The organism is Neotabrizicola sp. VNH66, from assembly GCF_049445895.1.
Classification (GTDB): domain Bacteria; phylum Pseudomonadota; class Alphaproteobacteria; order Rhodobacterales; family Rhodobacteraceae; genus Pseudogemmobacter.
The window spans coordinates 16582-42985 of record NZ_JBMSDW010000015.1 but is presented as its reverse complement, the minus strand read 5'-3'; the positions used below and the strand labels follow the sequence as shown (position 1 = coordinate 42985).

Annotated in this window: 31 protein-coding genes; 5 read left to right on the top strand and 26 right to left on the bottom strand. The window is 65.5% G+C overall.

The features are described 5' to 3' along the window. Positions 1–26: 26 nt before the first annotated feature. The 3 genes from ACO2Q5_RS18150 to ACO2Q5_RS18140 all read right to left on the bottom strand — a co-directional run bounded on the left by ACO2Q5_RS18150 (position 27) and on the right by ACO2Q5_RS18140 (position 2505). Positions 27–548: a TlpA family protein disulfide reductase gene (locus ACO2Q5_RS18150; RefSeq protein WP_423293661.1), complete on the bottom strand. Its 522-nt coding sequence runs from the start codon at positions 546–548 to the stop codon at positions 27–29. Positions 549–609: 61 nt separating this feature from the next. Then, positions 610–2085: a multicopper oxidase family protein gene (locus ACO2Q5_RS18145; RefSeq protein ID WP_423293659.1), complete on the bottom strand. Its 1476-nt coding sequence runs from the start codon at positions 2083–2085 to the stop codon at positions 610–612. 66 nt (positions 2086–2151) lie between these two features. Continuing rightward, on the bottom strand, positions 2152–2505 hold the full coding sequence (locus ACO2Q5_RS18140; protein ID WP_089258471.1) for a hypothetical protein: 354 nt from the start codon (positions 2503–2505) through the stop codon (positions 2152–2154). A gap of 187 nt (positions 2506–2692) precedes the next feature. On the opposite strand from ACO2Q5_RS18140, the gene ACO2Q5_RS18135 reads away from it, so the two are divergent. Next, complete coding sequence (locus tag ACO2Q5_RS18135) at positions 2693–3304, top strand: hypothetical protein (RefSeq protein ID WP_100196065.1); 612 nt, start codon at positions 2693–2695, stop codon at positions 3302–3304. Positions 3305–3402: 98 nt separating this feature from the next. Beyond that, complete coding sequence (locus ACO2Q5_RS18130) at positions 3403–3870, top strand: DUF411 domain-containing protein (protein WP_149143152.1); 468 nt, start codon at positions 3403–3405, stop codon at positions 3868–3870. A gap of 62 nt (positions 3871–3932) precedes the next feature. Here ACO2Q5_RS18130 and ACO2Q5_RS18125 read toward each other — a convergent pair whose 3' ends face one another. The 11 genes from ACO2Q5_RS18125 to ACO2Q5_RS18075 form a co-directional block, all read right to left on the bottom strand. Further along, a complete protein-coding gene (locus tag ACO2Q5_RS18125) occupies positions 3933–4589 on the bottom strand; it encodes a hypothetical protein (RefSeq protein ID WP_423293656.1) in 657 nt (218 codons plus the stop codon). Next, positions 4586–5311 carry a DsbA family protein gene (locus ACO2Q5_RS18120; RefSeq protein ID WP_423293654.1) on the bottom strand — a complete coding sequence of 242 codons (726 nt, stop codon included), beginning with the start codon at positions 5309–5311 and terminating at the stop codon, positions 4586–4588. Before ACO2Q5_RS18120 ends, ACO2Q5_RS18125 begins: the two co-directional genes overlap by 4 nt. A gap of 110 nt (positions 5312–5421) precedes the next feature. Next, positions 5422–5898, bottom strand: coding sequence for a c-type cytochrome (locus tag ACO2Q5_RS18115; protein WP_165053279.1), 477 nt, complete (start codon positions 5896–5898; stop codon positions 5422–5424). Continuing rightward, positions 5895–7847: a penicillin-binding protein 2 gene (gene mrdA, locus ACO2Q5_RS18110; RefSeq protein ID WP_423293652.1), complete on the bottom strand. Its 1953-nt coding sequence runs from the start codon at positions 7845–7847 to the stop codon at positions 5895–5897. Before mrdA ends, ACO2Q5_RS18115 begins: the two co-directional genes overlap by 4 nt. After that, on the bottom strand, positions 7834–8547 hold the full coding sequence (locus ACO2Q5_RS18105) for a ferric reductase-like transmembrane domain-containing protein (protein WP_084684243.1): 714 nt from the start codon (positions 8545–8547) through the stop codon (positions 7834–7836). Before ACO2Q5_RS18105 ends, mrdA begins: the two co-directional genes overlap by 14 nt. 26 nt (positions 8548–8573) lie before the next feature. Then, positions 8574–9065, bottom strand: coding sequence for a hypothetical protein (locus tag ACO2Q5_RS18100; RefSeq protein ID WP_288998207.1), 492 nt, complete (start codon positions 9063–9065; stop codon positions 8574–8576). Continuing rightward, a complete protein-coding gene (locus tag ACO2Q5_RS18095) occupies positions 9055–9471 on the bottom strand; it encodes a hypothetical protein (protein ID WP_288998209.1) in 417 nt (138 codons plus the stop codon). Before ACO2Q5_RS18095 ends, ACO2Q5_RS18100 begins: the two co-directional genes overlap by 11 nt. Before the next feature lies 1 nt (position 9472). After that, positions 9473–10456 (bottom strand): c-type cytochrome, encoded by a 984-nt coding sequence (locus ACO2Q5_RS18090; protein WP_423293648.1) that lies wholly within the window; start codon positions 10454–10456, stop codon positions 9473–9475. Between the two features lie 2 nt (positions 10457–10458). After that, positions 10459–11103: a c-type cytochrome gene (locus ACO2Q5_RS18085; protein ID WP_423293646.1), complete on the bottom strand. Its 645-nt coding sequence runs from the start codon at positions 11101–11103 to the stop codon at positions 10459–10461. Positions 11104–11269: 166 nt separating this feature from the next. After that, positions 11270–11644: a hypothetical protein gene (locus ACO2Q5_RS18080; protein ID WP_140418217.1), complete on the bottom strand. Its 375-nt coding sequence runs from the start codon at positions 11642–11644 to the stop codon at positions 11270–11272. A 4-nt stretch (positions 11645–11648) separates the two neighbouring features. Beyond that, the gene (locus ACO2Q5_RS18075; protein ID WP_288998214.1) at positions 11649–12209 is read right to left on the bottom strand and encodes a L,D-transpeptidase; all 561 of its coding nucleotides are present in this window, start codon (positions 12207–12209) and stop codon (positions 11649–11651) included. A 521-nt stretch (positions 12210–12730) separates the two neighbouring features. Here ACO2Q5_RS18075 and ACO2Q5_RS18070 point away from each other — a divergent pair. From ACO2Q5_RS18070 to ACO2Q5_RS18060, 3 genes are all read left to right on the top strand, one after another. Further along, entirely contained in the window at positions 12731–13294 is a 564-nt protein-coding gene (locus ACO2Q5_RS18070; protein WP_035714035.1) for a L,D-transpeptidase, read from the top strand. Next, positions 13291–14058 carry a DsbA family protein gene (locus ACO2Q5_RS18065; RefSeq protein WP_051911385.1) on the top strand — a complete coding sequence of 256 codons (768 nt, stop codon included), beginning with the start codon at positions 13291–13293 and terminating at the stop codon, positions 14056–14058. The genes ACO2Q5_RS18070 and ACO2Q5_RS18065 overlap by 4 nt, the downstream gene beginning before the upstream one ends. A 112-nt stretch (positions 14059–14170) precedes the next feature. After that, positions 14171–14650 (top strand): cobalamin biosynthesis protein CobQ, encoded by a 480-nt coding sequence (locus ACO2Q5_RS18060; protein ID WP_423293640.1) that lies wholly within the window; start codon positions 14171–14173, stop codon positions 14648–14650. A gap of 50 nt (positions 14651–14700) precedes the next feature. Here the strand turns inward: ACO2Q5_RS18060 and ACO2Q5_RS18055 are convergent, their stop codons facing one another. The 12 genes from ACO2Q5_RS18055 to ACO2Q5_RS18000 form a co-directional block, all read right to left on the bottom strand. Next, positions 14701–15633, bottom strand: coding sequence for a DMT family transporter (locus ACO2Q5_RS18055; protein WP_197646678.1), 933 nt, complete (start codon positions 15631–15633; stop codon positions 14701–14703). Then, a complete protein-coding gene (locus ACO2Q5_RS18050; RefSeq protein ID WP_423293769.1) occupies positions 15584–17065 on the bottom strand; it encodes a thymidine phosphorylase family protein in 1482 nt (493 codons plus the stop codon). Before ACO2Q5_RS18050 ends, ACO2Q5_RS18055 begins: the two co-directional genes overlap by 50 nt. Positions 17066–17100: 35 nt before the next feature. After that, positions 17101–18459, bottom strand: coding sequence for an MBL fold metallo-hydrolase RNA specificity domain-containing protein (locus tag ACO2Q5_RS18045; protein WP_197646677.1), 1359 nt, complete (start codon positions 18457–18459; stop codon positions 17101–17103). 13 nt (positions 18460–18472) lie between these two features. Next, a complete protein-coding gene (locus ACO2Q5_RS18040; RefSeq protein ID WP_423293638.1) occupies positions 18473–19375 on the bottom strand; it encodes a ribose-phosphate diphosphokinase in 903 nt (300 codons plus the stop codon). Between the two features lie 23 nt (positions 19376–19398). Beyond that, the gene (locus ACO2Q5_RS18035) at positions 19399–19671 is read right to left on the bottom strand and encodes a hypothetical protein (protein WP_423293636.1); all 273 of its coding nucleotides are present in this window, start codon (positions 19669–19671) and stop codon (positions 19399–19401) included. Positions 19672–19755: 84 nt separating this feature from the next. Then, positions 19756–20463 carry a DUF6629 family protein gene (locus ACO2Q5_RS18030; RefSeq protein WP_423293634.1) on the bottom strand — a complete coding sequence of 236 codons (708 nt, stop codon included), beginning with the start codon at positions 20461–20463 and terminating at the stop codon, positions 19756–19758. Between the two features lie 15 nt (positions 20464–20478). Then, positions 20479–21387 carry a carbamate kinase gene (gene arcC, locus ACO2Q5_RS18025; protein WP_423293632.1) on the bottom strand — a complete coding sequence of 303 codons (909 nt, stop codon included), beginning with the start codon at positions 21385–21387 and terminating at the stop codon, positions 20479–20481. Positions 21388–21391: 4 nt separating this feature from the next. Further along, positions 21392–22393: an ornithine carbamoyltransferase gene (gene argF, locus ACO2Q5_RS18020; RefSeq protein WP_423293630.1), complete on the bottom strand. Its 1002-nt coding sequence runs from the start codon at positions 22391–22393 to the stop codon at positions 21392–21394. An 18-nt stretch (positions 22394–22411) separates the two neighbouring features. Beyond that, the gene (locus ACO2Q5_RS18015; protein WP_197646671.1) at positions 22412–23641 is read right to left on the bottom strand and encodes an arginine deiminase; all 1230 of its coding nucleotides are present in this window, start codon (positions 23639–23641) and stop codon (positions 22412–22414) included. 13 nt (positions 23642–23654) lie between these two features. Beyond that, on the bottom strand, positions 23655–25094 hold the full coding sequence (locus ACO2Q5_RS18010) for a YfcC family protein (protein ID WP_423293627.1): 1440 nt from the start codon (positions 25092–25094) through the stop codon (positions 23655–23657). Positions 25095–25164: 70 nt separating this feature from the next. Then, on the bottom strand, positions 25165–25821 hold the full coding sequence (locus ACO2Q5_RS18005; protein ID WP_197646667.1) for a methyltransferase family protein: 657 nt from the start codon (positions 25819–25821) through the stop codon (positions 25165–25167). Next, the gene (locus ACO2Q5_RS18000; RefSeq protein WP_423293625.1) at positions 25818–26135 is read right to left on the bottom strand and encodes a DUF2933 domain-containing protein; all 318 of its coding nucleotides are present in this window, start codon (positions 26133–26135) and stop codon (positions 25818–25820) included. Before ACO2Q5_RS18000 ends, ACO2Q5_RS18005 begins: the two co-directional genes overlap by 4 nt. Between the last annotated feature and the right edge of the window lie 269 nt (positions 26136–26404).

Here is a 26404-nt window from a genome sequence, read left to right as displayed (position 1 = left end):
GTCTTCGACCAACACCGACTTATCCCTCAGAAGGCACCAACGATCTGGGCAACGGCGTCCTCGCTGTCCCACGCAAACGGGCCTTGAAGACGTCCGATCTCCCGGCTCTGCCGGTCGATCAGAAGAGTTGTCGGCAGGCCGATGAAGGCAAGGGCAAGCTGAACCCGCAGCGGCTCGGCCCAATAGAGCGGCAGATCGACGAGGCCGATCTCGTCGTAGAAGCGCCGCCCCCTTCCGATCCCCGCGTCGTCGATGCAGAGCGGAAGCACCGCGAAATCCGCGCCGCCCAGCCGGGACTGGAGCCGGTCAAGTGTCGGCATTTCTTCCCTGCAGGGCGGGCACCAGGTCGCCCAGATGTTCAAGAGGATCACCCGGCCGGCGAAATCGTCGAGTTTCCGCGTTGTGCCTGCTTCGTCGAGGATCGGCGGGGACAGCAGCGGTTGCGGGTCCTCGCGCAGCCGGAAGGGCGGGCGCGCCTCGGCGGACCCTGCAAGGAAGGGCGCGGCGAGGGCACCAAGGACGGCACGGCGTCCGATGAGTGTTGGCATGGGTCCGCTCTCTCCGGGAAAGGGCCCGGACCCGCAGGCAGGCTGCGGGTCCGGCCGTGCGTCAGGCCGACACCGCGAACTCGGTCATCATGCCGGTCGAAAGGTGCGGCATGTGGTGGCAATGCAGCATCCACCGCGCCGCCTCGCCCGCGTCCACCGCGACCGTCACCATGCCCATCGGCGGCACATGCACGGTGTCGCGGACCGCGCCTGCGATCCGGTCCATGCCGACACCCACTACCTGGAAGGCGTGGCCGTGCAGGTGCATCGGATGCGCCATCATCGACATGTTGTGGAACATGATCTCGACTCGGTCGCCGGATTTCGCAGTCACCGGCACATGGGACCCCCAAGTCTGGCCGTTGATCGTCCAGACATAGGGCATCATGGTGCCGCCCAGCATCAGCATCGGCTGCGAGGCTGGCGCGCGTTCGGGCAGCGGGGTGACGGCGCGCAGAGCACCCTCCTGCGCCAGATCACCGCTGAAGGCCGGATGGTCGGCCTCCGACATCTCGGCGATCCTGGTCACCGCCGCGCCCGGCGTGGCAAGGATGACACCCGTCCTTTCCTTGGCACCTTCGCGCAGGGCAAGGATCGGGAAGGCCCCGCCCTCGCCCGGCACATCCAGTTCGATATCCAGCCGCTGGCCCATTGCGACGCCAAAGCGGCTGCCGGGCAAAGGCCGCACCGGCTCGCCGTCCACCGCGACCAGCCGTCCCGGCAGCGCGCCAGTGTCGATCCAAAACACGGTGGCGGCCGCAGCGTTGATGACGCGGACGAGAACGCGGCCGCCCTTGTCGATCGGAACCACTTCGGGGTCGTCCAGCGTGCGATCATTGGCGAGATAGGCGTCGAAGTTGTAGTCGTTCAGGTCCATCGCCATGCCATCCATCCCCGGCATCGCCATCATGTCCCCCTGACCCATGCCACCCATGTCCATTCCGGAATGGTCCATGCCGCCCTGCCCCATCTGGCCATGATCCATCCCGGCCATCGACGCGCCGCCGGTGATCTCGGCCAGCACCTCGGCAGGTGGCTTGAACGCGAAGTCGTGCAGGAACAGCGTCACCTCCTGCCGGTCGGCAGCAATGTCCTCGGGCCGACGCACCACCAGAGGTGCTGCAAGCAGCATCATCTCATGCGTCGGGATGTGCGCGTGCATCCAGTGCGTACCCGGTCGCGCGGCGAAATCGTAGGCGCGGTTTTCGCCGGCTTGGAGGACCGGCATCGGCAGGTCGGGCACGCCGTCCTGCGCATTGGGCGGAATCTGCCCGTGCCAGTGAATGATCGTCGGCTCGGCCAGTGTGTTTGTCAGATCGACCGCGAAAGCCTGGCCCGGATCGAGGACAAGGCCGGACCGGCCAGCGCCGTCCAGAAGCCCCCAGACGGTTGCGGCTCTCCCCCGCACGTCGATGGTGCGGGTGGTGGCGGTCAGCGACAAACGACCGGACTGGGCCCGGACCCGCGCGGGAAGCATCAGTGAAGCGGCCGTGGCCGCAGAAGCGGCCAGAAAGCCGCGGCGAGAAAAGGGCGACATGCGAATTCTCCTGTATCGCGTCGTGAATTGGACAAACGGTCCCCGGCGAAGGCCGGAACCGCAGGCTCAGATCACGGCGATCTTGGGAGGCGGCCCCGGGGGCGGATTGGCCAGCGAGGCGGCAAGGATGTCGACGCCAGCCTCCACAACGGAGGACCGCGCGAGAGTTTCCGCAACCCGGTCCGGCGCAGGAAAGGTCGCTGCCGCGAACAGGCAGTGCTGCTGACAGATCAGCTGCTGCGTCAGGTCCTTCGGGCCGTCAGTCGCGGGCATGTGCGCCAGGTGGCCGGCCATCGCCATCATCTGCGCATGGTCTGCCTGAGCTTGCTGCCGTTCGCCCAGAGCCAATACGGGAAGGATTGCCGCCAGGACGTAGGCGGCGAGGATCAGGACATGCATGCGAAACGTGAGAAGCGCCATATCTGAGACATCTATCAGGATGGCCCGCTTCCGTCACCTGACAGTTTGGTGTCCCTGATCGGCCCCCCGATTTCTAAAGCTGCGGCATCAAAGCCGAGTTTCCGAATTCCCTGCCCCACTATCGCAGAGTTTACTGGAATCCGTCGCGATTGCGCAGAACCTGCGCAAAACGCGGGACAGTGAATCGATGTGGAAACTTCTGTTCGCCATGGCGGCAATCCTTGGCCTGGCATCCTGCGGTGCCGAACCGATCTGGGCACCCGAGGAGGCCGTGGCCGCCGCCCGCTACGAGCATCCCGGCCCGACCTCGGTCACGCTCTTCACGGTCCTCTCGACACGCAGCGGAGCGGGAGCGCATGCGGGCCTGCTCATCAACGGATCGCAGCGCGTGCTGTTCGATCCGGCAGGCACCTGGCGGCATCCCCGGCTGCCCGAGCGCAACGACGTGCACTTCGGGGTCACCCCGAAGATGGTGGATTTCTACATCGACTACCATGCCCGCGAGACCTACGACGTGGTTGAACAGACTATCGAGGTATCGCCCGAGGTTGCGGCACTGATCATGCAGCGGGCAATGGCCTATGGCGCGGTGCCGAAAGCAAACTGCACCATCGCGCTGTCGCGGGTGCTGGAAGGGGTGCCCGGATTTGAAAGCCTGCCGATGACCTGGTTTCCGAAACGGATGATGGAGGGGTTTGCCGAGTTGCCGGGCGTCTCCGCACGGACGATCACCGACGACGACGCCGACGAGAACCACGGGGTTCTGCTGGTTCAAGCCGGGGACCCGCGGCTGGAGTAGCATTTCGGTGATCAGTCGCCGGGTTCATCAGACTTTGCTCGCCGATCCCTGCACTTGCAGCTATGTTTCCCGTAAAGTTCCAACGAAAGGCCGACATCATGACACTGTCCCGGCGCAAGGTTCTCGCCGCCGTTCCTTGGCTGGCCGCCATTGCGGCTACCCCAGCACTTGCCGAGGGCGACGAAGCCATCCACGTCGTCAAGGACCCCGGCTGCCCCTGCTGCAACGGGTGGATCGGACATCTGCGCGACAGCGGCTTTCGGGTATCCTTCGAGGAACGCAGCATCGAAGAGCTTGCGGCGTTCAAGCGCGAGCGTGGCATTCCGGAAGACCTCGCGTCCTGCCACACCGCCACCATCGGCGACTATACTGTCGAGGGGCACGTTCCCGCCGCCGACATCCGCCGTCTTTTGGCTGAACGACCCGTCGCCGTCGGTCTCTCCGTGCCTGGCATGCCCTACGGGTCACCCGGCATGGGACCCGAGACCGAGCGCGAAGCCTATGACGTCATCCTTGTCGGGTTGGACGGCAGCAGTAGCGTCTTCACGAGCTACCCTGCAGCCTGATCCCGTTCAGTCGTGCAAGGACTGCCCAGAACCAATGACGCCTTGCGCCATTGGTTCCCGGGTCACCAGGACAGACCGGATTCGGTTGACCTCCAGGCGTTTAGCAGTGCTTCCTTGGGTACCACACCGTCCAACGGTCTGACTGCGGCGTCGAGCCTGCGAGCCGAATGATAGGCCGTCCCCGCCATTACGCCGGGCGCTGCGCCATAGGCGAGCCGGTAACGCGACACAAAACCGTCGGTTCCGTCTGCGCTGTCCCACCCATCCGGCAGTACGAACTGCCGCAAGACCGTGCTTGCCGAGGCATACGCGCGCGCGGCGTCGCTGGCCGCGGGTTCGGCGCCAATGACAATGACGACATCGGTCGGCTCGTCGGGCGTACCGAACAGTCCTTCGACCAGCCCCGCCGCATCTCGTGGCAGCGGCAGCAGTTGCACATCAACCCCACCGAGATGTCCGTCCGATGTTTCGTTGGCGTGCCCGTCCCGTTCGTCGGCCGCTAGGAGGAAACCGCGCACCGCTTCTGCCAGACTTGCGTCAACGTCCTCGCCGACGACCAGAAGGCCGACGGTGAATGAATGCGCCGAAGCAATCCCTGTCAAGGCGATCCACAAAGTGGCTGCCACGACGGAATGCCTGATCCGGCCCAAGACCGTCTCGGTGATCGTGAAAGGCCGCTGATGTCGGAAACCGAAAAGACGCGTAAGACGGATACTCATTCGGCGGCCCGCGCGGCGGCCACCACCTCGGCAAGCTGAGCCTTCTCGACAAAGCCCGGAATCAGTTGATCACCCACCACGAATGACGGTGTGCCGTTGAAGCCGAGAGCCTCGGCCAGACGTAGCGACGTGGCGATATGTTCCTCGACTTCGGGCGATTGCATGTCGACCTTGAGCTGCTCGACATCGAGTCCGACCTCGCCCGCGATCCGCAGCACCGACTGCTCGTCCAACTTCGCCCGTGCACCCATCAGCGCATTGTGCAGTTCAGCATACTTGTTCTGCTTCCGTGCAGCCAAAGCGGCCCGCGCCGCGATCGCTGATCCTTCGCTAAGGATTGGCCATTCCCTCAGAACAAGACGGATGTTTCCGTCCTCGGCCAGCAGGGCGTCGATTTCAGGCATCGCGCGTTTGCAATAGGGACAGTTGTAATCGAAGAACTCCACCACCGTCACGTCGCCTTCCGGGTTGCCGAGGACCGGAGCGTTGGGGTCGCGCTCCAGCAGGGCGCGCTCGTCAGCCAGGGTCGCGGCGGCAGCGGCGGCCTGGGCCTCTGCCTGGCGCGCCTCCAGCGTTTGGAGCGCCTCGAGCACAAGCTCCGGGTTCTCGCGCAAGGTTTCGGCGACCAGTTCCCTGATCCGGTCCTCGGTAATCTCCTGCGCCAGGGCGAGCCTGGGAGCGAAAACGAGCGTGATGGCAAGCAGGATTGACGTGACGCGCATGGGAAGAGCCTTTTGTTACGGATGTAGATCTTGAGTTTCAGGCGGTCTGCACCCTCTAGTTCCTAGAGAGGCAAGCGGAAATCGGGAGGTCGGCGGACCTGCTTGCGGCTTCAAGGCGAACCTGCTTCCAACTGGCTACGTTCAGCCTGCGCGGCGCGGATGCGGTCGGGCCAGGTTGACCGGATATAGGCGAGGACGGCTTCGATGTCGTCTTCGGTCAGCTCGTCGCCAAACCCAGGCATGCCGGAGGTGAAGTCGACCCCCATATCGTCCAGCACCGCCTGCCCCCCGCGGCGGATGTAGTCCCGCAGCATCGCGTCCCCATGATGCCAGGTGTGGCCGGTTTCGTCGTGGGGCGGCGCGGGATAGGTGCCGTCCTCCCTCGCCGACTGCCAGTCCGGCTGCCCTTCCAGATTGGCACCGTGGCAGGAGGCGCATCTGGCCGCGTAAATGGCACGCCCACCTTCGATGTCGGGCGTGTCGTGAAAAAACGCACGGGCTGGAACCGACGAAAGTACAAAGGGGGTTGCGGCGACGGCGACTCCGAGAACGCTAAGGGAGCACGCCCTTCTGAGCCAGTGCATCATGTCCGGCTCACCGTAGCCGTCGTGCCGTCCGGCGGCAGGATGCGTTCGGACAAGAGAGCCAGGTCCTCCCGCACGCGCGCCCTCTGCGATGTCGGATAGGCGTCCTCGGGGGGCAAGCCGCCATGCTGCGCAAACAGCATGATGTCGCGCGCAATTGGCGCGGCGGCCGTTGACCCGCCGCCACCGTGCTCTACCACGACCGTGACGGCAAAGCGGGGCGCATCATACGGTGCGAAGGCCACGAACAGCCCGTGATCTCGACGGTTCCACGGCAGCTCGTCCTGCGAACGGACGCCTGCGGCCCGCTCTGCTGCGGTGATAGAGAAGACCTGGCTCGTTCCAGTCTTGCCCGCCATCGCCTGCGCCGGATCGGCGATGCGCGAGGCATAGGCCGTCCCGCGCTCGTGGTTCGAGACCTCGAACATGCCCTGTCGCACGATGGCCAGTGCTTCGGCCGACAGACCGAGTGGGGCCGGATCAGGATTGTCTTGGTCCTGCCCGCCAAACGGCCGCACCAGACGCGGCAGAACGGCGGTCCCCGACGCCAGTCGCGCCGTCATGGTAGCAAGCTGGATCGGCGAGGCGAGCGTGAAGCCCTGGCCGATTGAGGCATTGATGGTGTCCCCTATCAGCCAGTCCTGCCCATACCTTTCCTGCTTCCAAGCGCGCGACGGGTTGTTGCCATGCGCCATGCCGGACAGCGGAAGGTCGTACTTCTGGCCAAGCCCCAGCCGGTCGTTCATCGCGAAGATACCGTCGATGCCGATGCGCTGCGCGACCTCATAGAAGTATACGTCGCAGGACTCGCGAAGCGCGCCGACCATGTTCACTCGGCCATGACCACCGCGCTTCCAGCAGTGGAACCTGCGGCCGGAGATCTCGACATAGCCATTGCAGGCGACAGTCTCTTCCGGGTCCATCAGCCCGGTTTCCAGCGCGGCCAGCGCATTCGACATCTTGATCGTCGATCCCGGCGGATAGGCCCCCTGCACCGTCTTGTCGGAGAGCGGGCGGAATTCGCTGTCGCGGAGCGCGCCGTAGTCGCGGCTGGAAATCCCGCGGACGAAGAGGTTCGGATCGAAGGACGGCGCCGAGGTGCAGCCAAGAAGATCGCCGCTCGTCACGTCCATCACGATCGCGGCGGCACTTTGCCCTTCAAGGCGGACGCGCATGAAGTTCTGAAGGTGGTGGTCGAGGGTGACCTGCATGTCGGGGCCCGAGGTAGCAGGGTCGAGCGCCAGCTCGCGCATCGTGCGACCGGAGACATTGACCTCAACCCGCTGGGTTCCCGGCAGGCCGCGCAGGGCGCGTTCATGGCTGCGCTCGACCCCGGTCTTCCCGATTTCAAAATCGGGAAGGCGGAGCAGTGGCTCATTGTCGGCAGCCTCGTTTTCCAGATCGTTGTCGCTGACCGGTCCCACATAGCCGACCTGATGGGCGAAATCGGGCCCGAAAGGATAAACACGGGACAGGACCATCTCGGGGTGAACGCCCGGAAGCACGGGGGAGTTCAAGGCCACGATGGAAAGCTCGTCCCAGGTGACCCGGTCCTTTACCGTAATCGGAACGAAGGCCCGCACACGGGCCGTCTGCTCGCGGACCTTGGTCAGTGTTTCCTCGTCTAAACCAAGGAGTAGACGCAGCTTCTCGAGGACATCTTCGACATCCCGTGCTTCCTCCCGCACGAGCGTGATGCGGTAGGCCTGTTCGTTATCCGCAATGACCTTCCCAGCACGGTCAAAGATGCGCCCCCTGTCAGGACGTATCAGCCGCAGGCTGATCCGGTTTTCTTCGGCCAGCAGGAAGTATTCTTCGGCATCGCGGACGCCCAGTTGCCACATCCGGAAGGCGAGAACACTGACCACCGAGGACATCGCCCCACCCAGCAGGAGGGACCGCCGGGTCGTCTTCCTTGCCGCATGAGCGAGTTCGCGTTCAGATCGGCGCATGGCTTGCCTCCTCTCCCGGCAGTTCGGACGGGGCCTTGGCGCGGATGGTCTTCAGGTAAGCCGCCGCGCGCAGACCAAGGACTAGAACTACCAACCCGACGAACCAGAGCTGTAGCGGATTCGGCGGTGGCGTTGCCTGGTGGAAGCTCAGGAAATGCATGAAGAGGAAGTAGGCGACGTGGGCGACGGTCAGCCACCACATCGGCAGGACGCCCATCTGCAAGAACTTCCAGCCGGACAGCCCCAGACGCCGCATCGCGAAATCGCTCGACGTAGCGGCAAGCAGAACTGCGAGGACGAGGGCCGCGATCCCGATGACGTTGGCAAGCCCGAAACCATGCTGGAACATGACATAGGCCAAGAGGTCGGGATGCCATTCGAACCCGAACAGCCGCATCAGATCCCATTCGACCCAGCCGACGAGAATGATTGCCGCGTGGACGATCACCAGAAGGCAAGCATGGATACCCATCTCACGCCGGAACGGCAGCAGCGGAACCGCCGCGCGTAGGAAGCGGGTCAGCGGCCCGAAGGCCATCGACAGTGCGATCAGCACCAGCGAAGCATCCCCGAAGGCGCGGTTCCAGCGGTGCATCGGGCTAAATTGGGCATGAACTGCCGCAAAGCCCAGCACGAGCCCCATCGCAAGAATGGCCACGAGCGTGTGCCGGACCAGCGTTTTCCGGGCCAGCCCACGCATCGCTGACCGCAAACCAGTTGACGCTGTCACTGCGGGCCTCCCGTCATGGGAGTTTCAACGCCGCCGACAATGTGAAGGTCAGATCGGGACTCGCGAAACGCGCGCCAGGTGCGAAAGGCAGCATAGCCCATGACGATGACCCCGGCTGCCGCGAGCCAGGGCCGGACCGGATCGAACCATGCGAGCAGCGCAGGCCCACCGAAAATCAGCATCAGCACCTTGTTGCAGGTCGGACAGGCGATCCCGAGGAAGCTCGCAAGACCGCCTGCCCCGGATGTGCGCAGCCGGCATCGGGGAACCCAAAGCGCGACGGTAACTCCGGCCAAGAGTGCCGTCAGGACAGTGGCCCCGAACTCCCACGGACCAACCGGGGTCATGCGGACGAACAGGGGGTTCGACCAGACTGCGGTAACCGTCCCGAGGACGGCGAACAGCGCGACACCTACGGCGGTGCCGTGAAGCCCCCTGCGCAGGGTATCGTCCTCTTTTACCTGTTGTGTGGGTCCGTCACTTCGCATCGAATTCGACCTCGGCAAAATCTTCGGCGAAACCGACGTTGACCACCCAACGCCCGGCCATCGGCAATTTCAGGTTCGCCCTCCAGGCCCCGGCCTCGATCAGTTGAAGCGGCGGATCAAAGCCGTCCATGTGCATCTCGACCATCGCGAAGTTCACGTCGGGTCGCATGGCCGCCGTTTCGAAAGCATCGGCATCCGGTGTGAACTGGATCTCGAGGCGGACGTCTAGGTTGCCGAGCGCATAGACCTGGACGTCGATCCGACCATCCGGAAGGACTTCCGACACTTCGGCCGTCGGCACGTTTCGATCCGCAACGGTGTCTCGCGGATCGAGCGTGCCCACCGTCGCCCAGATGAACGCGCCCACAAGGGCAAAGACGCCCAGAGCAAGCGCCACTGCGAGCACTCTAGTTCTCATTGCCCATCTCCATTTGCGAGTGGTCCATCCCCGCCATCGGGATCTCCGTGACAGAAGGAGCGGGTTCCGGGATGTCCCCGCTGCCGTCGGGGTCGAGCAGGTAGGTCGCGATGGCCTCGCGGTCGGCGTCGGTCAGGTACGAGGTGCCCTCGGCCACGACCTCGGCCATGCTGCCGCCGAAGGCATCCCCGTTGGGCAGCAGCCCCGACTGGAGCGCATAGGCCAGGTTCGCCACCGTCCAGCCGCCTTGAAGGAGATCGGCCGTCAGGATCGACGGTGCCTTGCTGCCACCGGGAAGGCTGTCGTTTCCAGCGAACCGGGCGGATTCGTCAAGGCCGCCAGCTAGCGTCCGGCCCGTATGGCAGGCCGCGCAATGGGCCGCCCCTTCGACCAGCAAACGCCCGCGGTTCCATGGCGATGATGTGCCCATCAGCGAATCCGTCTCCGGCGCGTCGAGGTAGGCAGCGCGCCAGAGCTTCAGGCCCGAGCGGAAGCTGAACGGAAAACCGACATCATGCGCAGGGGCAGCATCCGCAACCGGCGGAACAGTGCGGAACGCTTCCCACAGGTCGGCGACCTCCTGATCGGTAAAGCCTGCGTAGAACGAATAGGTAAACACCGGATAGTAGGGGTCGCCTTCCGGCGAGACGCCCTGGCGGACGGCCCTGGCGAAATCCTGAATGGTCCAGTCGCCGATCCCTGCAGTTGTGTGCGGGGTGATGTTCGGGGGCACAAAGGTACCGAAGGGCGTGTCGAGCGGCGCGCCTCCGGCGAGCGCCAGTCCCTTGGCAGCCGCGTTGGTGTGACAGGACACGCAGCCGCTGGCGCGGGCCAGATAGGCGCCGCGTTCTGCATCCCCGGGCGGGAACGCGGCGGGCTCGGGCGCGCCTACAGGCCATAGCGCCAGTACCCCGGCACCGAACCCGGCGACAACGACCGGGACAATGACCGAAAAGCGGATCAAGCCCCGCATCGTCAGTTCCGACCGGCGCGAAATTGCGAATGGCAGGACGAACAGGTAGCGCTGATCCGGGTGAAGAGGTCGTCTGCCGCCAGCGTCGTCAGATCAAACGCCAGCGTCGCCGGGTCCGATGTGCCGCGCGAAACCTGGACATCCGGGGGCCTTTCGCCGTAGCCCATCAATTCCGCTATCGTGAAGCCCCCATCTCCCTGTGGTGCCGGGGTCATGGCCATCGCCGAGTGATCCATCCCAGCCATATCTCCGGGCGGCGGCAGCGCCGGCTCAAGACCGTTCGGAGCTGCCACGGCGAGCGCGTCAGCGTAAGTCTTCAATTCCTCGGCAAGTGCTGCGAAGTCCTGCCAGTCGGACCAGATCTCCGGCCTGGCGTAGGTAACCCCTTCGAGGCTGCCTTCCGGGAACAGCGACAGCATCGTCTCGCCCGCGTGACCGGCAATGACGCTCGCACCCTCTGACACGATGAATGTGTCGTAGGGGACCGTGCCCTGCATCATCGGTGCCAGCTCAGCCACCGTGTCCCGCATCGCCGTCATTCCGTTCATCCGTTCCAGGACGACACCCGTCGCCCCGTTATGTGCCAGCGCCACTGCCGCGACTGCGGAAGCGGCAAGCGCCAAAGCGCCTGTCCATTGTGGTTTCATCTGCCTGACTGCCCTTGGTTTCTTGTTGTTGACCGATCCCGCGACCCGCCCTTCCGGCGGATCGTGAGGCTTGCACAACTGTCTGGTGTCAGGCTGACAGAGATTGAACTGTCGACAGAGCTGCGGAGAGCCTATCGAACCGTCAGACGCACGTCCGGCCTGACTGTCAGATACGGGTTCGGGGGGGAGGCAGGGTCACAGACGGGCCGCCGAAGCGGCGTTGCGACTGCGTCAGGTCCGATCGCAGAGTGATCACGATTGACAACGACAGTGCTGTGACCGGCCCCTCGGGCAGCACGAAAACAGTACAGGCGAGGCCCGGGTGGCATGCAGGTGCCTGCGCGGTCTCTTGCCCTAAGTTGCTCGCGATCTCGATTGAAGTCTCGGGATGATGATCTTCGACCGAGCCCGCCTCCGCAGCCTGTCCGAGTACCAGGCCAAGCGTCAGGACCAAGGACAATAGCCACATCGATACGAACCGCAACAACCTGTGCGAAAACAGGTCTTTGAGTGCGTTCGGTGAGGTCGAAGAACGTTTCATCTAGCTAGATCAGCTTCACTTGCGTCCCGACCGGCGTCCGGTCGAAAACTTCCTCGATATGGTCGTTGTAGAGCCCGATGCAGCCGTTCGACGAGCGGCGGCCGATCTTGCGCGTGTCGTGTGTACCATGGATGCGGTAGTATTGCCACGACAGGTAAAGGGCACGGGTGCCGAGCGGGTTGGTCGGGTCGCCGCCAGGCACGAACGCCGGCCATTCCGGGTTGCGTTCCCGCATCGACGGTGTCGGCGCCCAGCTCGGGTTCACCCGTTTCTCGACGACCTCGGTATAGCCCCGGCGGGTCAGCTCGTCCGATAGCGGGACCGAGCTTGGGTAGAGATACATCTGACCGTCGCTCGTCCAATGCTGGAGGACCTTGGCTGTCGTGTCGGAGATGATGATCCCGACCCCCAGAGCATCGAAGTGATCCCTCCACTCGTGGGTGCGGAAAGCCGAGATGTTGTTGCGGACCGGGCCCTGCGTGTCTTCCGACGCGATGGCGGCGCGACCGGTCACGAAAGGCGCGGCAAGTGCTCCGGCAACAAAAAGCCGTCGAGTGAATCGCATGTTCTGCTCCTTTTTGCAGAAGGCTTGCTTCCTTCCAACGTGGGAAGGTCAAACGGCTTTGCATCGCGGCCGGGTCACAAACAGGTGAATGCGTTGCGTTTTCGCCAATCCTGCAAGGAATTTAACCCCTCACTCCGATGTGATCAGTAGGTGCTTACGTGAGAGGGGCTATGCTCCTGCCATGCGATTGATCACCGCTCTTCTGTGCAGCTTCTTCCTGCTCGCCATCCTTTTCGGACTGGCGCATTCAGAACGATCGCCGCACGGAACGCATGCTGACGCACTTCACGCCCAGCCCCTGATACAGGATGCGCTCTGCGGCGAGGGGTCAGGACACGGGACGTGTCATCTTGTTTTCCCCGGCGAGCCATTGCTTGTCACTCTGATGGCGGTGGCCGGATCGTCGCATTTCGAGATCACGCCGGTCATGGGCTCCAGCCGCAGTTTGGACCCCCATACCCCTCCGCCGCGACGCGTCTCCTGAACGAACCCGATCCTTCTCGTTCCTCTCAGGAGACAGCATGATTTCCCGACGCTTCCTCATTGGCGGGGCCGCACTTGCGGCGCTGTCCTCGCCCACCATCCTTCGGGCCCATACCGCAGAGCCATTCGTGCTGGCCGACGAGTTCCAGCCGCGCGAGGTGCGCGTCCGCGAGCAGCACGCGCCCGGACAGATCCTCGTGTTCCCGCGAAGCTTCTTTCTCTACCATGTCTTCGACACCGAGCGTGCGATCCGTTACGGAGTCGGTGTCGGCAAGGCCGGACTTGCCTTCAGGGGGTCCGCGATCATCGAGCGCAAGGCCGAATGGCCTGCTTGGCGTCCGACGAACGACATGATCCGCCGCAATCCTGACCGTTATGCCCAGTTCGCCGATGGTGTCCCAGGCGGGCCGAACAACCCCCTTGGGGCGCGCGCGCTCTACCTTTACCGGGAAGGGCGCGATACCTACTACCGTATCCATGGCACGACCGAGCCGTGGTCCATCGGCCAGTCCGTGTCGAACGGTTGTATCCGGATGCTAAACGAGCATGTGATCCAGCTCTACGAACAGGTGCCGGTTGGAACACCGGTGACTGTGGTGTGAACGTGAGACGCCGCGACTTTCTTGTCTTCGGCGGGATCGTTGCCCTTATCTATGGTCTGCGTGCCCTTCCCTGGGACCGGCTCCCGGGCCGAGGGCCGCGCTATGCCGACATTGCGGATCTGCCGCCGTTTCGCCGCCATGAAGGGAGTGGCCAAACGTCCGGAGCAACGCCGGCATTCATTGGCCTCGATCCGCCGTCAGAAGATGCAGACCAGCGCCTCGCGCGTGCTGAAGTTGTGCGTGTCGACCCCTGCCCTGCCCTCTTTGGCACCGACGGGACACCGGGAGTCGTGCCGATTGCCTATTTCAGCGAGTTCCGCTGCCCCTACTGCCGGGCGCTGGAGCGGGACCTCGACACATTGCTGGCCGAATTTCCTGCCTCCTTCCGCCTTGTCCAACATGAACTCCCCATCTTCGGACCTCCCTCCGAGCTTGCCGCGCGCGCTTCGGTCGCGGCTGCACGGCAAGGCAAGCAGCAGGAGCTTCGCCGCCGCTTCATGCGAACACCGCTCGTGGCCGAGGAGGCCTCAGTCCTGCGCGTGGCGGCCGACGTCGGTCTCGACGCCGACCGGCTGGCCCGCGACATGACATCCCCGGAAGTGCAGGCAGACCTCGACCGGACGCGGGCACTTGCCGACATATTCGGGTTTGTCGGCACTCCGGGCTTGGTGGTGGGACGGACCGTCCTGAACGGCGCGATCCCCTATGCGCTGCTGCGCCGGATTGCAGAGGACGAAGCATCCATGCCGGACCCGGTCTGCTGAGGTCATGAACACGCCGTCGCACATGCTGATCGGGGCTGCCGTCTGCACGCGGCCACTAGCACCGGCAACCTTGATCGCAGCGCTCGCAGGAGGGCTAGCCCCGGACCTGCCGATGTTTGCGATGGTGCTCTGGGCGACCCGGGTTGTTGGCGTGCCAGAACATGAGGTCTTCAGCACGCTTTTCTTCTCAGAGACCTGGCAGTCGGTCTTTGCGATTGACCACAGCTTCTTTTTCTGGGGAGGGCTGCTCGGGTTGGCTGTCTGGCGCAGACAGATCATCCTGCGCGCCTTTGCGGGTGCCGGTCTCCTGCATGCCCTTGCGGATTTCCTGACCCATCACGATGACGCCCGCCGCCAATTCTGGCCTGTTTCCGACTGGGTGTTCCAAAGTCCAGTCAGCTACTGGGACAGTCGCTTCTACGGAGATATCTTCGGCGTGTTCGAAGCAACTTTGGCGGTCACGCTAACCGCCCTTTTGTGCGCGCGGCTGCGGCAATGGTGGGAGCGCGCGCTGGTTCTTGTCGTTGCCGGGCCTATGGTGATTCCAATCCTTCTGACGGGCAGTCTGCACAGTTTGCATGGGATGGGTTGAACAGGAAACAGCACCATGATGATCGCATTCCAAGACTCCCACCGATACCCCTATTTTCTGCGTGAGAGGGCAAGCGCGATCCCGATGAGCGTCAGGGCCATTCCTGCTATTGTTGATGGCGCGAGGCTCTCGCCCACGAACACGACACTGATCGCAACACCGATCGGCGGGGCGAGGAAGTTGAAGGCGTTCGCGGCGTTCAGCGGACAGTCCTTCAGAACTGCGATCCACAGTGTGAATGTGACCGCCGTGCCACCGATGCCAAGGACTGCCACCAGCGCAAAAAAGCTGGGGTTCAGGATCTGCGACGACCATGATTCGGTCAGAAAAGCCAGAAGCGCGAGAGGAACTGCGCCAAGCAGAAGCTGAACCGCCGCAGCCGCGACCGGATCCACATCCGAGGCAAACCGCTTGGTAAGAGCATTGCCGAAAGCGGTGCCAAGAGTTGCCGCCATGACCAACACAACACCCAAGGCCGCCGTTGAGCCGCCTGCCCAGATGTCCTGAAGTGTCATCGTCGCGATCCCCGCCAGCGCGATGGACATACCGGCGGCTTGCCTCGCTTTGAAGGGCTGGCCGAACATCGCCAAGGCGAGCAGGGCTGCGACGATAGGCTGTGTTCCTGCCACCACGGTCGCGATGCCAGGCGCTACCAAGCCTGCAGCGCCGAACATTGCGGCGAACCCGATAGTCGTCGCCGACAGGCCGGACAGCGCCACGCGAAGCCATAACCCACGGGTCTGGGGAAAGGGACGGCGCAGCATGAGGGCCAGCATCAGCAGCGCAAGCCCCGCGGTCCCGGCGCGCAATACTGCGAACTGGAACGGCGGCGCATAGGTCAGACCGACCGAGAGGAGCGGGTAGCACAGCGCCGTCAGCGTCGCGACCGCAAGCAGACTGGCGACCGTGCCGCGACCAAGCCGGCCGGGCCGGTCACCCGGCGACGGTGATGGCGGGTGCGCCGGTCCAGTAGTCGATGGCATAGGCGATTTCCCCGGTGCTGGCCGCATGAAGATGAAACAGCGGCTGGCCCTTTGCGACCGTGTCGCCGACATGAACCGCAAGGACAAGTCCGGCGGCGGGGTTTCCCGGCGCCCCGGCCAGTTTGGCCAGCCGGGCCAGACGCCGGTTGTCGATGGCGGTGATCTGCCCGGCGAAGTGTGCCGTCACCGCGCGGATCTGGGCCGCCTCGGGCGGCTGGCGCAGGCCACCCTGCACCTCGCAGATGGCGGCGAACTTGGCCCAGGCGCGACCGTCGGACAGAACCGCCCGCGCAAGATCGGCACCGGTGCCGGGCGCCGCCGCCCCGCCGGTTTCAAGCAGAACCGCCGACAAGGCCAGAGCGCGCTCGGCCAGGTCCAGCGGCGCTTCGGGCTCGCCGCGCAGGACGGCAAGAACGTCCCGCGCCTCCGGGGCTGGGCCGATGCCGCGCCCGACCGGCTGGCTTCCGTCGGTCAGTAGGCAAGCAACCTTCAGGCCCAGCCTTGCGCCCACCAGCGACAGCCGGGTCGCGAGCCCACGCGCCGCCTCGGCGGTCCGCACTTTGGCGGTCGGGCCGACGGGAATGTCGATGACGACATGGGTTGATCCGGCGGCGACCTTCTTCGACAGGACAGAGGCGATAAGCTGACCTTCGGCGTCGATGTCGATCTCGCGCTCGATCCGCACGAAGGCGTCGTCGGCCGGGCTGAGCCGGACCGCGCCGCCCCAGACAATGCACCCGCCCTCGGCTTCCACCACGCGGCGGATCGCGGGCAGGTCGAGATCGACCGGCGCCAGCGTCTCCATCGTGTCGGCCGTTCCGGCGGGCGAGGTGATGGCGCGCGACGAGGTCTTGGGGATCACCAGACCGCAGGCCGCGGCGATCGCCACCACGATCGGCGTCGTACGGTTGCCCGGCAGCCCGCCGACGCAATGCTTGTCCATGACGCGCGGCGCGTCCCAGGACAACCGGTCGCCGACCACGACCATGGCGCGCGTCAGCGCAGTGGTTTCCTCGTCATCCAGCGGCAGCGCAGCCCCGGCTGAAAGGAAGGTGGCAAGCTGGACGTCGCTCAGAAGCCCAGCCTGCACATCGCCCAGGATCGCCGTGAAATCTTTCTGCGCCAGCGCGCCGCCGTAGAGCTTGTGCCGCACCAGCGACATCGACGCTGCCGGCGGGGCGGGGCGGACCGTCGCCACCGCGCCCTCGGTCGCACCAAGGCGCATCCAGGCGTCCTCCGACAGGCCGATCTCGTGCGGGTTCAGAAGCCCCGCCTCGACCTGAAGCAGCCGTGCCGTCACGCGCCGCCCGCCGGTCGCGATCTCGACCTTGGCGCGGGCGTGAAGCCCCTCGGAGCGGCAGACATGGCAATCGGTCCGCATCAGGGCCAATGGCTCGCCCTGGCTGTGCAGCCCGACCCGGACCAGCCGCATCGGCGCCGGGGCCGGATCGCCGCCGTCCCGAAGGGTCAAAGCGTGAACTCCTGCCCCTGTCGCGCCGCATCCGCGCGCCAGCCCAGTTCGCGGCTGATCTTCACCCGCAGCGCCTCGGCCGCGTCGGGCTCGCCGTGGACAATGGTGACATGCTTCGGCGCGGCGCGGAAGCCGCCCAGCCAGCGCAAGAGCTCGCCCGCATCCGCATGGGCCGACAGCATCGGCAGGTTGGCGACCTCGGCCCGCACCGGCACCCATTCGCCGAACATCTTCACTTCGGAAGCGCCGTCGACCATCGAGCGCCCGCGCGTCCCCGCCGCCTGGAAGCCCGAGAACAGGATCAGGTTGCGCCGGTCGGGCGCGAAGGCGCGGATATGGTGCAGGACGCGGCCGCCGGTGGCCATGCCGCTGGCCGAAATCACGATCTTCGGGTAGGCATTGGCGGTGATCGCCTTCGACCCTTCGACATCGCGGACATAGGTGGCGATGGCGCAGGCGTCGCGGCAGATGCCGGGCGACAGCCGGTGGTCGTCGGGATAGGTGCACAGCAGTTCGCTGGCGTTGATCGCCATCGGACTGTCGAGATAGACCGGCAGGTCGCGGAACCGCCCGCCCTGCTTCAGCTTCCAGATGTAGTAGAGCAGGCTCTGCGCCCGCCCGACCGCGAAGGCCGGGATCACCACCGTGCCGCCGCGTGCGGCGGTGCGCGAGATCAGTGCCGCAAGCGCCTCGGCCGGGTCGGTCTGGTCGTGGCTGCGGTTGCCGTAGGTGGATTCGATGACGATATGGTCGGCCTCCTCCACCGCTTCGGGATCGACCATCACCTCGTCGCCGTAGCGGCCAAGATCGCCCGAGAACACCACCTTGCGCCCGCCCCAGTCGATGCCGGCGGTCGCCGCGCCAAGGATGTGGCCCGCGTGCCGGTAGGTCAGTTCCGCATCGCCGAGGATCGTCGTCGGCGCATGGAAATCGACATCGACAAAGGCCTTCAGCGCCTGTTCGGCCTCCTTGACGCCGTAGAGTGGCTTGGCGGGCTTGTGCTTGGCAAAACCCTTGCGATTGGCGTATTCGGCGTCCTTTTCCTGCAGGTGGCCGCTGTCGCGCAGGATGAGTTCGGCCACCGCCCGGGTGGAGGGCGTGGCGTAGATCGGGCCGCGAAAGCCGTCGGCCACCAGCTTCGGCAGATAGCCGGAATGGTCGAGATGGGCATGGGTCAAGACCACCGCGCCGATCGACCGCGGTTCGACCGGAAACGGCTCCCAGTTCAGGTCGCGCAGGTTCTTCAGGCCCTGGAACATGCCGCAGTCGACCAGGATGCGCTGGTTACCGCGGGTCAGAAGATGACGCGATCCGGTGACGGTTCCAGCGGCGCCGTGGGTGGTGAGGGTCAGCATGGGCATTCTCCTGTCAGGTTCCGGACCGCTCGGGCAGCGCCGCCAGTGCCGCCGCGACAAGCGGGGCAAGCGGGATCGCGTTCGACGGATGGGGCACGCTGTCGCAGGAGACCACCCGCGCCGCGACCGCCTGAAGCCGCGGATAGGCGTCGCCGGCAAACAGCGCGTGGACCACGGCGCAGACCGGCCGCGCCATGCCGCGCGCCGCCAGAAGCCCCGCCGCCGCGATCAGCGTGCGCCCCGAAGAGGCAATGTCGTCGACCAGCACCGGCGTGCAGGCCGCGTGGCCGGAAAGGTCCGGCAACTCGACCGACACGTCATAGTCGCCGCGCCGCGTCTTTTCCATCACCCTCCAGGGTGCACTGATACGTTCGGCGATGGCTTCCACCCATTGCGCGCTCTCCGAATCCGGCCCGATCAAGAGCGGGCGTTCGACCTCTGCCGCGATCCAGTCGGCCAGCGCGGGAGCAGCTTGCACCGTCGCCGCTGGAATGCTGTAAAGGTCGGACAGCGACGCCCGGCGGTGCAGGTGCGGATCGACCGTCACCAGCCCGTCGAACAGCGACGACACTATCCGGGCGAAAGTGTCCGATGTCACCGCCTCGCCGGGGTGGAATGCCTTGTCCTGGCGCATGTAGGCGAGATAGGGCGCGACGAGCCGGACCAGCGCAGCGCCCTGTGCCCGGGCGGCATCGGCGGCAAAGGCAAGGCGCAGGAAGTCGGGATCCGGCCCGGCGAGCGTGGCAACGATATCGACCGCGCGCCCAGCCACCGGCGACAGCAACCGCAGGTAGGTCTCGCCGTCCGGGAAGCGCCGGGTCTCGACCGCGCCAATGTCGCCGCCCCCGGCTGCGGCGAGGTCGCGTGCAAAGCTCTCGTTGCCGGGCAGCGGGAGGATCAGGGGAAGCGGCGTCATGCTGGTTGCTCCGGCCTCTTTCGTCAGGCGAACCGCCGGAAGGCGTAGTTGCGGATCGGCACGAAGAGGACGGCGATGTACCAGCCGATGAAGACCACCCAAAGCAGCCCCAGGACCGCGCTGGTGGCGGTCAGCCAGACAAAGCCCGGTATGACCGCCTCGAAGACGATGCGCATCCCCTGCGGCGGCAGGACGAGGGCTGCGAGCAGGCAAAGGACGTAGGTCGCCGCAGGAAAGCCGGACAGGGTGACGCCCATCGGCACGATGTACAGCGGCCTGAAGTCGGGACGAGTCATTTCGGATCCTCCGGTCGGTTGTGTTTCATATGTCAATGGACGCGCACGGCAGCCTGCGATTACATCCTTGCCTTCAAGCACCGATCAGACCCGGCCCGGCGCGGCGTGTCCGAAGAGTTCCGGACACTCTTCGGCGCATTTGTTGGTCAGGATGATCCAGGCGAGATGAATCGTCGCCAGACCTGCCAAGAGGCAGAAGAAGGAGATGTAGGCATAGCGCAAGAGCGTCACGTCAAAGATCACCACCACCGCCACCGTCAGCGCAAAATGCCGCATGTGCCGGTAGCGCGACAGGGCGGGCGGCGCGATGATCAGGAAGACATAGAGCGCGTAGCTGACCCAGCGCGGCAGGAACTGGTCCAGCAGCATCGAGTTTTCGTAGGCCAGCGAGTCGCGGTTGACCGTGACCACCAGCCAGTCGGTGCCGAAGCCGTGCGGAATGTAGAGCAGCAGGCCAAGCAGCAGCCCCACGCCGGTCATCGCCAGGAACCACGGACGGCGGCGGCTGTCCGGCGGCTCCAGCACCCAGACCGAGAAGGGAATCCAGAACGGCCACATGAACCAGGTGAAGAAGATGAAGCCCATCGCGCCCCAGACCATCGTGGCATGGTCGCCGCCGTTGACGCCAACCCAGACGAAGCCTTCGGTGAACTGCTGGATGCCTGCAAAAAGCGGCATCAACCCAATGGGCAGGTAGCGCCAGTTGCTGCGCGCGGCCTTGACGATGATGGCCGCCCCGCCCGCCGTGAGCAGTGCGCTGGCGGTAAAACTGACCGTTGCCGAAAGACACATGGACTTGTCCTTTCCCTATCCCGAGATCACTGTTCCGGCCGCGCCGAGCAGGATCGCACCCGCGTCCTCCATCCGGCCGATGCCCGCCAGCCTGCCGCCGGCCGCGACAAAGGCCAGCCCGGCAGCGACCTTCGGCCCCATCGACCCGGCGGGTAGCGTCAATCGTGCAGCCTCGGCGGCGGTCAGGCGCGGGATGCGCCGCGCGGCGGGCGTGCCGAAGCCTTCCTGCACGCCGTCGACATCGGTCAGCATCAGCAGGGCATCGGCCCCGAGGTTTCGGGCCAGAAGCGCGCTGGCGTGGTCCTTGTCGATCACCGCCTCGATGCCTGAAAGGCTGCCGTCGACCCGCCGCACCACCGGAATGCCACCGCCGCCCGCGCAGATCACCACCACGCCCTGCGCCAGAAGCAGGCGGATCACCTGCAGGTCGGGGATTTCGACCGGCTTCGGCGAAGGCACGACCCGCCGCCACGACGCACCATCCGGGGCGACGGTCCAGCCGCGCGCGGTCGCCAGCCGCTTTGCCTCGGCCTCGGCATAGACCGGGCCGACGGGCTTGGTCGGGCGGGCAAAGGCGGGATCGGCGGGATCGACCACCACCTGCGTCAGCAGCGCTGCGACCGGGCGGTCGTGGCCAACGGCGTTTTCCAGCTCCTGCTCGATCAGATAGCCGATCATGCCTTCGGTTTCGGCACCCAGCAGGTCCAGCGGATCGGGCGCATCGGGCCGGTAGGCCGCACCCTGCAAGGCCAAGAGGCCGACCTGCGGGCCGTTGCCATGGGTCACCACCAGATCATGCCCGGCCCGCACCAGCCCGGCCAATGCCACCGCCGCCCGCGCCGCATTGGCGCGCTGTGCTTCCGCCGTCATCGGCTCGCCCCGGCGCAAAAGCGCGTTGCCGCCAAGCGCCGCGACCACCAGCATCGCCTCAGCCCCCCAGCGTGGCGACCAGCACCGCCTTAATCGTGTGCAGCCGGTTCTCGGCCTGGTCGAATACCACCGAGGCCGGGCTTTCGAACACCTCGTCGCTGACCTCCATCTCGGTCAGGCCGAACTTTTCGGCGATCTCGCGGCCTACCGCCGTTTCGGTGTTGTGGAAGGCCGGCAGGCAGTGCATGAACCGCGCCCGCGGGTTTCCGGTGCGGGCCATCATCGCAGCGTCGATCCGCCAGGGGGTCAGCAGCTTGATGCGTTCGGCCCATTTTTCCTTGGCCTCGCCCATCGACAGCCAGACATCGGTATACAGGAAATCCGCGCCCTTCACCGCTTCGTCCGGGTCCTTGGTCACGGTGATCCGCGCGCCGGTCTCCTTCGCGATGGCCTCGGCCTCGTCGATCACCGGTTTCTTCGGCCAGCAGGCCTTGGGCCCGCCCAACCGCACGTCCATGCCCATCTTGGCCCCGCCGATCAACAGGCTTTCGCCGACGTTGTTGCCCGCATCGCCAAGGAAGGCGAAGGCGATCTTCCTCAGCGGCTTTTCGGCATGTTCCTGCATAGTAAGGAAATCGGCCAGCACCTGGGTCGGGTGGAACTGGTCGGTCAGGCCGTTGTAGACCGGCACGCCCGCGTGCCGGGCCAGCGTCTCGACGATCTCCTGGCCGAAACCGCGATATTCGATCGCGTCATAGACCCGGCCCAGGACACGGGCAGTGTCCTTCACGCTCTCCTTGTGGCCGATGTGGCTGCCCGTGGGGCCGAGATAGGTGACATGTGCGCCCTGGTCATGGGCGGCGACCTCGAAGCCGACGCGAGTGCGGGTGGAATCCTTCTCGAAGATCAGCGCGATCTCGCGGCCCTTCAGCAGCGGCTGTTCGGTCCCGGCGTATTTGGCGGCCTTGAGGTCGGCGGAGAGTTTCAGCAGGAAGCCGACTTCCGCCGGGGTATAGTCCCGCAGGGTCAGGAAATGACGGTTGCGCAGGTTGAAGCTCATGGTTCTTTTCCTTCGGTGTCAGGCCGGGTCGCGGATCGTCGGACATGTCATGCAATGGCCGCCACCCCGGCCCCGGCCAAGCTCGGCCCCCGGCATCTCGCGCACGTCGATGCCTTCGGCGCGCAGCATGGCGTTGGTGTCGTCGTTGCGGTCGTAGCCGACGATCACGCCGGGGCGGAGCGCCACCACGTTGTTGCCGTCGTTCCACTGTTCGCGGGCGCGCTCGGCCGGGTCGCTGCCGCCGGTGGGCACGATCCTGAGCTTCTTGTAACCGATGATCTCGGCCACGACCTCGAAGATCGGGCGGCGGTCCTCGGTGACGCGGAACGGCTTGCCCGGCCCGTCGGGGCGCAGGTCGAAGCAGGTGATGCCGTCGGCGACCTCCTTGAACGTTGTCACCACATCGCCGCCGCAGAAGGTGAACACGGTGTCGAGATGCATCGCCGAGCGGGTGCGCGGCAGGCGACAGGCGACGACGCGGGACGCCGCGCCCTGGTCGAACAAAGCCTGCGCGAAAAGCCCGATGCCCTGGGCCGAGGATCGCTCGCCCATGCCGACCAGCACGGTGTCGCGGCCCACCGGCATGATGTCGCCGCCCTCAAGGCTCGCCGGGCCGAAATCGCGGGTGGGATCGCCGAACAACTCGCGCACCCGGCCGGCGAATTTCGGATGGTGGCGGTAGATCGCGGTGGTGAGCAGCGTCTCGGGCTTCCGCGCTGCCCAGAACATCGGGTTCAGCGACACGCCGCCGTGGACGAAGGCGCTGTTGTCGCGGGTGAAGATCATGTTGGGCAAGGGTGGCAGAATGAAGCCCGCCTTGCCAAGCCAGGCCCCGAACAACCCCTCTGGGGCAAAGGGCAGGTCGCCCACCGTCAGCCCGCCGATCAGCCAGCGCGCAAGATCGGCCCCCGGCAGTGCCTCCATCCACAGGCGCAGGGGTTCCACCATGCCCGCGCCCACGGTGGTCAGCGTGATCCGGTGGTCAAGGACGAAGGCGCGGCCCGCCGGGATGTCCAGCGTTTCCGCCAGAAGGTCGTTCGCGTCCAGCACATCGATGCCTTCGGCGCGCATCAGGTCGGTGAAGACCGCGTGGTCCCTGATCGCCTGCTTGACCCAGAACACGTCGTCGAACAGAAGATCGTCGCAGTTTTCCGGCGTCAGGCGGCGGTGGGCGAGGCCGGGGCGACAGACGATCACCTGGCGCAGTCGGCCGGACTCGGAATGGACGCCGAGGGTTGGTTCGGACATGGGGAGTCTCCGGTCAGAGATAGGTGGCGACGCTGAGCGCGGCCATGATGAAGACAGTCAGGATCAGCAGGAGCGGCCAGACAAACCCCAGCCAGCGCTCGTAAGGCACCCGCGCGATGGCCAGCCCGCCGATCACCACCGCGAAGGTCGGGTTGATCAGGTTCACCAGCCCGTTGGCCGACTGATAGGCGGTGACGGCCAGTGACCGGTCGACCCCGGCAAAGTCCGACAAGGGCGCCAGGATCGGCATCGACAGCACCGCAAGGCCCGAGGAGGACGGAACGAAGAAACTCATCCCCACCTGGATCCAGTAGAGAAGGTTGATGAACGCGAGGTCCGAGAGGCCCGAGACGGCCCCGGCGGCGGCGTTCAGGATGGTGTCGGCGATCAGCCCCTGTTCCATCACCACCACGATGCCGCGCGCCAGCCCGATTACCAGCGCCACGCCCAGCAGGTCGCGCGCCCCGTCGATGAAGGCGCCGGTCAGCCGCTTTTCGCCCAGCCGTCCGACCAGCCCGACGACGATGGCGGCGGCGAAGAACAGCGCGCTCATCTGCGCCATCCACCAGCCCTGCGAGGATACCCCCCAGATCAGCGCGACGAAGGTCAGCGCAAAGAGGACAAGGACGACCGACTGGGTGCCGGTCAGCATGTCACCCGCACTTTTCCCACTGGCATCGGTAAAGGCGGCGCGGTGGTCGGCGGCAAGGTCGGCCACCCGCGACCGCGACGGATCGCGCTGGACGCGGGCCGCATAGCGCATGACATAGGCGATGCAGATGACCAGCCCGCCCAGCAGGATCACCAGCCGCAGCGCCAGCCCCTCGGTGAAGGCCACGCCCGCGGCGTTCGAGGCGATCACCGTGGCGAAGGGGTTGATCGTCGAGCCGAGCGTGCCGATCCCGGCCCCCAGCAGGATGATCGCCGCACCGGTCACCGAGTCATAGCCCGCCGCGATCATCACCGGCACCAGAAGCCCGTAGAAGGCCAGCGTTTCCTCGGCCATGCCATAGGTCGTGCCGCCAAGCGCGAAGAGGCTCATCAGGAAGGGGATCATCCAGATCTCGCGCCCCTTCAGCCCGGACATCGCCCGGCGGATGCCGGTGTCGATGGCGCCGGTGGCGTTCACGACCCCCAGGAACCCGCCCAACAGCAGGACGAACAGCGCCACGTCGATGGCGTTGGCGGCATAGCTGTCGGGATCGTAGAAGCCCGCGACCGGCGCCATCACGATGTCGATGACCCCCTGCGGGTTGGCCTCGACCGTCTTGTAGGTGCCCGCGACCGCGATCTCGCGGCCGACGGCCTCGTTCTCCACCCGGTCGAAGCGGCCGGCGGGGATGAGCCAGGTCAGGCCCGCGACCAGCACGATCAGCGCGAAGAGGATCGTGTAGGCGGTCGGAAAGCGGTCGGCCAGCCGGTCGGTTCCCGAGTTGGTGTCGATGTCGCTCATTCTGTGTTCCATTCTGCTCGGGCGGGAATAGAGCCTCTGCGCCGCCGCCCTTGTTGGGAGAGGCCGACGATCAGGAAGTCGCCCCGCTTTCGGGACGGCTTGTCGGCAAGTAGGCAGGCACCCGGCTTGCCCAGGCGTCATATTCCGCGCCAAACCGCTCGCGCGCCTCGGCCTCCTCGCTGCGGGCAAGGCGGAGGTACATCCAGACAAGCACCGGATACATCGCCAAGGTCAGGATGGTTGGCCACTGCACCAGAAAGCCGGTCAGGATCAGCACAAAGCCCACATACTGCGGATGCCGGATGCGGGCGTAGGGCCCGGTCGTGGCCAGCCGCCCGGCGCGCTGCGCCTTGTAAAGCACCGGCCACGCGACCGAGAGCAGCCAGAAACCTCCACCGATCAGCAAGTAGCTCAGAAGGTGGAACGGTCCAAAATGCGGACTGCCTCGCCAGCCGAACATCATCTCGGGCAGGTGGCCAGCATCGTGCGAGAACCAGTCGATGCCAGGGTAGGTGGTGCCAAGCCAGCCAGAAAGCAGATAGATGGTCAGCGGAAAGCCGTACATCTCGGCAAAGAGAGCGACCAGAAAAGCGCTGAACGCGCCAAAGCTGCGCCAATCCCTCGGCGTCTGCGGCTTGCTAAAACTCAAGGCAAACATGATGAAGACGGCCGCATTTACAAACGCGAGAAGCCATAGCCCGTAGGCAGGTGCGGTATCCGGGGTCATCGCGGGCCTCCCTCGCTGTTTTCGGGAGGCTTCTCCGTCGCCGGGCCGGTGATATCGCCTGACCGACCGCCAAGACCGCTGTGGCCTCCGCGCCCGCCATGGCTGCCGTGCCCGCCGTGCATCAGGGAATGCAGGCCGATACAGGCGAACAGCGGCAAGATCACCAGCAGATTTCCAAAGGGAATGTGCAGCCGGTGCTCGTAAAGGAGGAGCAGCGCGCTCAGCGCAACCAACCCAACCAATGCCAATCCCCAACGTGTCTTGTACCACGCTGCGGGGTCATCCGGCTTCTGTGTTTGATCATGCTGATGCATTGCTTGCCTCCAAGGTCACGCATTTGCTGGCCGTGCATGGAAGGAGACGCTCAAGCTGCCGAGATATTACAGGCTATTGTTGCTCTCGTCCACGCGACGTAGAGTGACTACATGACATCCAACGCCCCATCAGATTTCCGCCGGGAAGCGCATGCAATCTGCATGGCGTTCCTCGTCGCAATACTGGGCTTGGCGATAATGCTCGGTTCCGTGGCCCCGATGGAGCCGCATCAGGCAAAGCAGAGCGACCAACACAGATCTGCCATCGT

What these genes read in the sequence shown, in the direction of transcription:
- ACO2Q5_RS18150 (WP_423293661.1), bottom strand. Translation starts at nt 548, where the DNA reads ATGCCAACACTCATCGGACGCCGTGCCGTCCTTGGTGCCCTCGCCGCG.
- ACO2Q5_RS18145 (WP_423293659.1), bottom strand. Translation starts at nt 2,085, where the DNA reads ATGTCGCCCTTTTCTCGCCGCGGCTTTCTGGCCGCTTCTGCGGCCACG.
- ACO2Q5_RS18140 (WP_089258471.1), bottom strand. Translation starts at nt 2,505, where the DNA reads ATGGCGCTTCTCACGTTTCGCATGCATGTCCTGATCCTCGCCGCCTAC.
- ACO2Q5_RS18135 (WP_100196065.1), top strand. Translation starts at nt 2,693, where the DNA reads ATGTGGAAACTTCTGTTCGCCATGGCGGCAATCCTTGGCCTGGCATCC.
- ACO2Q5_RS18130 (WP_149143152.1), top strand. Translation starts at nt 3,403, where the DNA reads ATGACACTGTCCCGGCGCAAGGTTCTCGCCGCCGTTCCTTGGCTGGCC.
- ACO2Q5_RS18125 (WP_423293656.1), bottom strand. Translation starts at nt 4,589, where the DNA reads ATGAGTATCCGTCTTACGCGTCTTTTCGGTTTCCGACATCAGCGGCCT.
- ACO2Q5_RS18120 (WP_423293654.1), bottom strand. Translation starts at nt 5,311, where the DNA reads ATGCGCGTCACGTCAATCCTGCTTGCCATCACGCTCGTTTTCGCTCCC.
- ACO2Q5_RS18115 (WP_165053279.1), bottom strand. Translation starts at nt 5,898, where the DNA reads ATGATGCACTGGCTCAGAAGGGCGTGCTCCCTTAGCGTTCTCGGAGTC.
- mrdA (WP_423293652.1), bottom strand. Translation starts at nt 7,847, where the DNA reads ATGCGCCGATCTGAACGCGAACTCGCTCATGCGGCAAGGAAGACGACC.
- ACO2Q5_RS18105 (WP_084684243.1), bottom strand. Translation starts at nt 8,547, where the DNA reads ATGCGTGGGCTGGCCCGGAAAACGCTGGTCCGGCACACGCTCGTGGCC.
- ACO2Q5_RS18100 (WP_288998207.1), bottom strand. Translation starts at nt 9,065, where the DNA reads ATGCGAAGTGACGGACCCACACAACAGGTAAAAGAGGACGATACCCTG.
- ACO2Q5_RS18090 (WP_423293648.1), bottom strand. Translation starts at nt 10,456, where the DNA reads ATGCGGGGCTTGATCCGCTTTTCGGTCATTGTCCCGGTCGTTGTCGCC.
- ACO2Q5_RS18085 (WP_423293646.1), bottom strand. Translation starts at nt 11,103, where the DNA reads ATGAAACCACAATGGACAGGCGCTTTGGCGCTTGCCGCTTCCGCAGTC.
- ACO2Q5_RS18080 (WP_140418217.1), bottom strand. Translation starts at nt 11,644, where the DNA reads ATGAAACGTTCTTCGACCTCACCGAACGCACTCAAAGACCTGTTTTCG.
- ACO2Q5_RS18075 (WP_288998214.1), bottom strand. Translation starts at nt 12,209, where the DNA reads ATGCGATTCACTCGACGGCTTTTTGTTGCCGGAGCACTTGCCGCGCCT.
- ACO2Q5_RS18070 (WP_035714035.1), top strand. Translation starts at nt 12,731, where the DNA reads ATGATTTCCCGACGCTTCCTCATTGGCGGGGCCGCACTTGCGGCGCTG.
- ACO2Q5_RS18060 (WP_423293640.1), top strand. Translation starts at nt 14,171, where the DNA reads ATGTTTGCGATGGTGCTCTGGGCGACCCGGGTTGTTGGCGTGCCAGAA.
- ACO2Q5_RS18055 (WP_197646678.1), bottom strand. Translation starts at nt 15,633, where the DNA reads ATGCCATCGACTACTGGACCGGCGCACCCGCCATCACCGTCGCCGGGT.
- ACO2Q5_RS18050 (WP_423293769.1), bottom strand. Translation starts at nt 17,065, where the DNA reads ATGCGGCTGGTCCGGGTCGGGCTGCACAGCCAGGGCGAGCCATTGGCC.
- ACO2Q5_RS18045 (WP_197646677.1), bottom strand. Translation starts at nt 18,459, where the DNA reads ATGCTGACCCTCACCACCCACGGCGCCGCTGGAACCGTCACCGGATCG.
- ACO2Q5_RS18040 (WP_423293638.1), bottom strand. Translation starts at nt 19,375, where the DNA reads ATGACGCCGCTTCCCCTGATCCTCCCGCTGCCCGGCAACGAGAGCTTT.
- ACO2Q5_RS18035 (WP_423293636.1), bottom strand. Translation starts at nt 19,671, where the DNA reads ATGACTCGTCCCGACTTCAGGCCGCTGTACATCGTGCCGATGGGCGTC.
- ACO2Q5_RS18030 (WP_423293634.1), bottom strand. Translation starts at nt 20,463, where the DNA reads ATGTGTCTTTCGGCAACGGTCAGTTTTACCGCCAGCGCACTGCTCACG.
- arcC (WP_423293632.1), bottom strand. Translation starts at nt 21,387, where the DNA reads ATGCTGGTGGTCGCGGCGCTTGGCGGCAACGCGCTTTTGCGCCGGGGC.
- argF (WP_423293630.1), bottom strand. Translation starts at nt 22,393, where the DNA reads ATGAGCTTCAACCTGCGCAACCGTCATTTCCTGACCCTGCGGGACTAT.
- ACO2Q5_RS18015 (WP_197646671.1), bottom strand. Translation starts at nt 23,641, where the DNA reads ATGTCCGAACCAACCCTCGGCGTCCATTCCGAGTCCGGCCGACTGCGC.
- ACO2Q5_RS18010 (WP_423293627.1), bottom strand. Translation starts at nt 25,094, where the DNA reads ATGAGCGACATCGACACCAACTCGGGAACCGACCGGCTGGCCGACCGC.
- ACO2Q5_RS18005 (WP_197646667.1), bottom strand. Translation starts at nt 25,821, where the DNA reads ATGACCCCGGATACCGCACCTGCCTACGGGCTATGGCTTCTCGCGTTT.
- ACO2Q5_RS18000 (WP_423293625.1), bottom strand. Translation starts at nt 26,135, where the DNA reads ATGCATCAGCATGATCAAACACAGAAGCCGGATGACCCCGCAGCGTGG.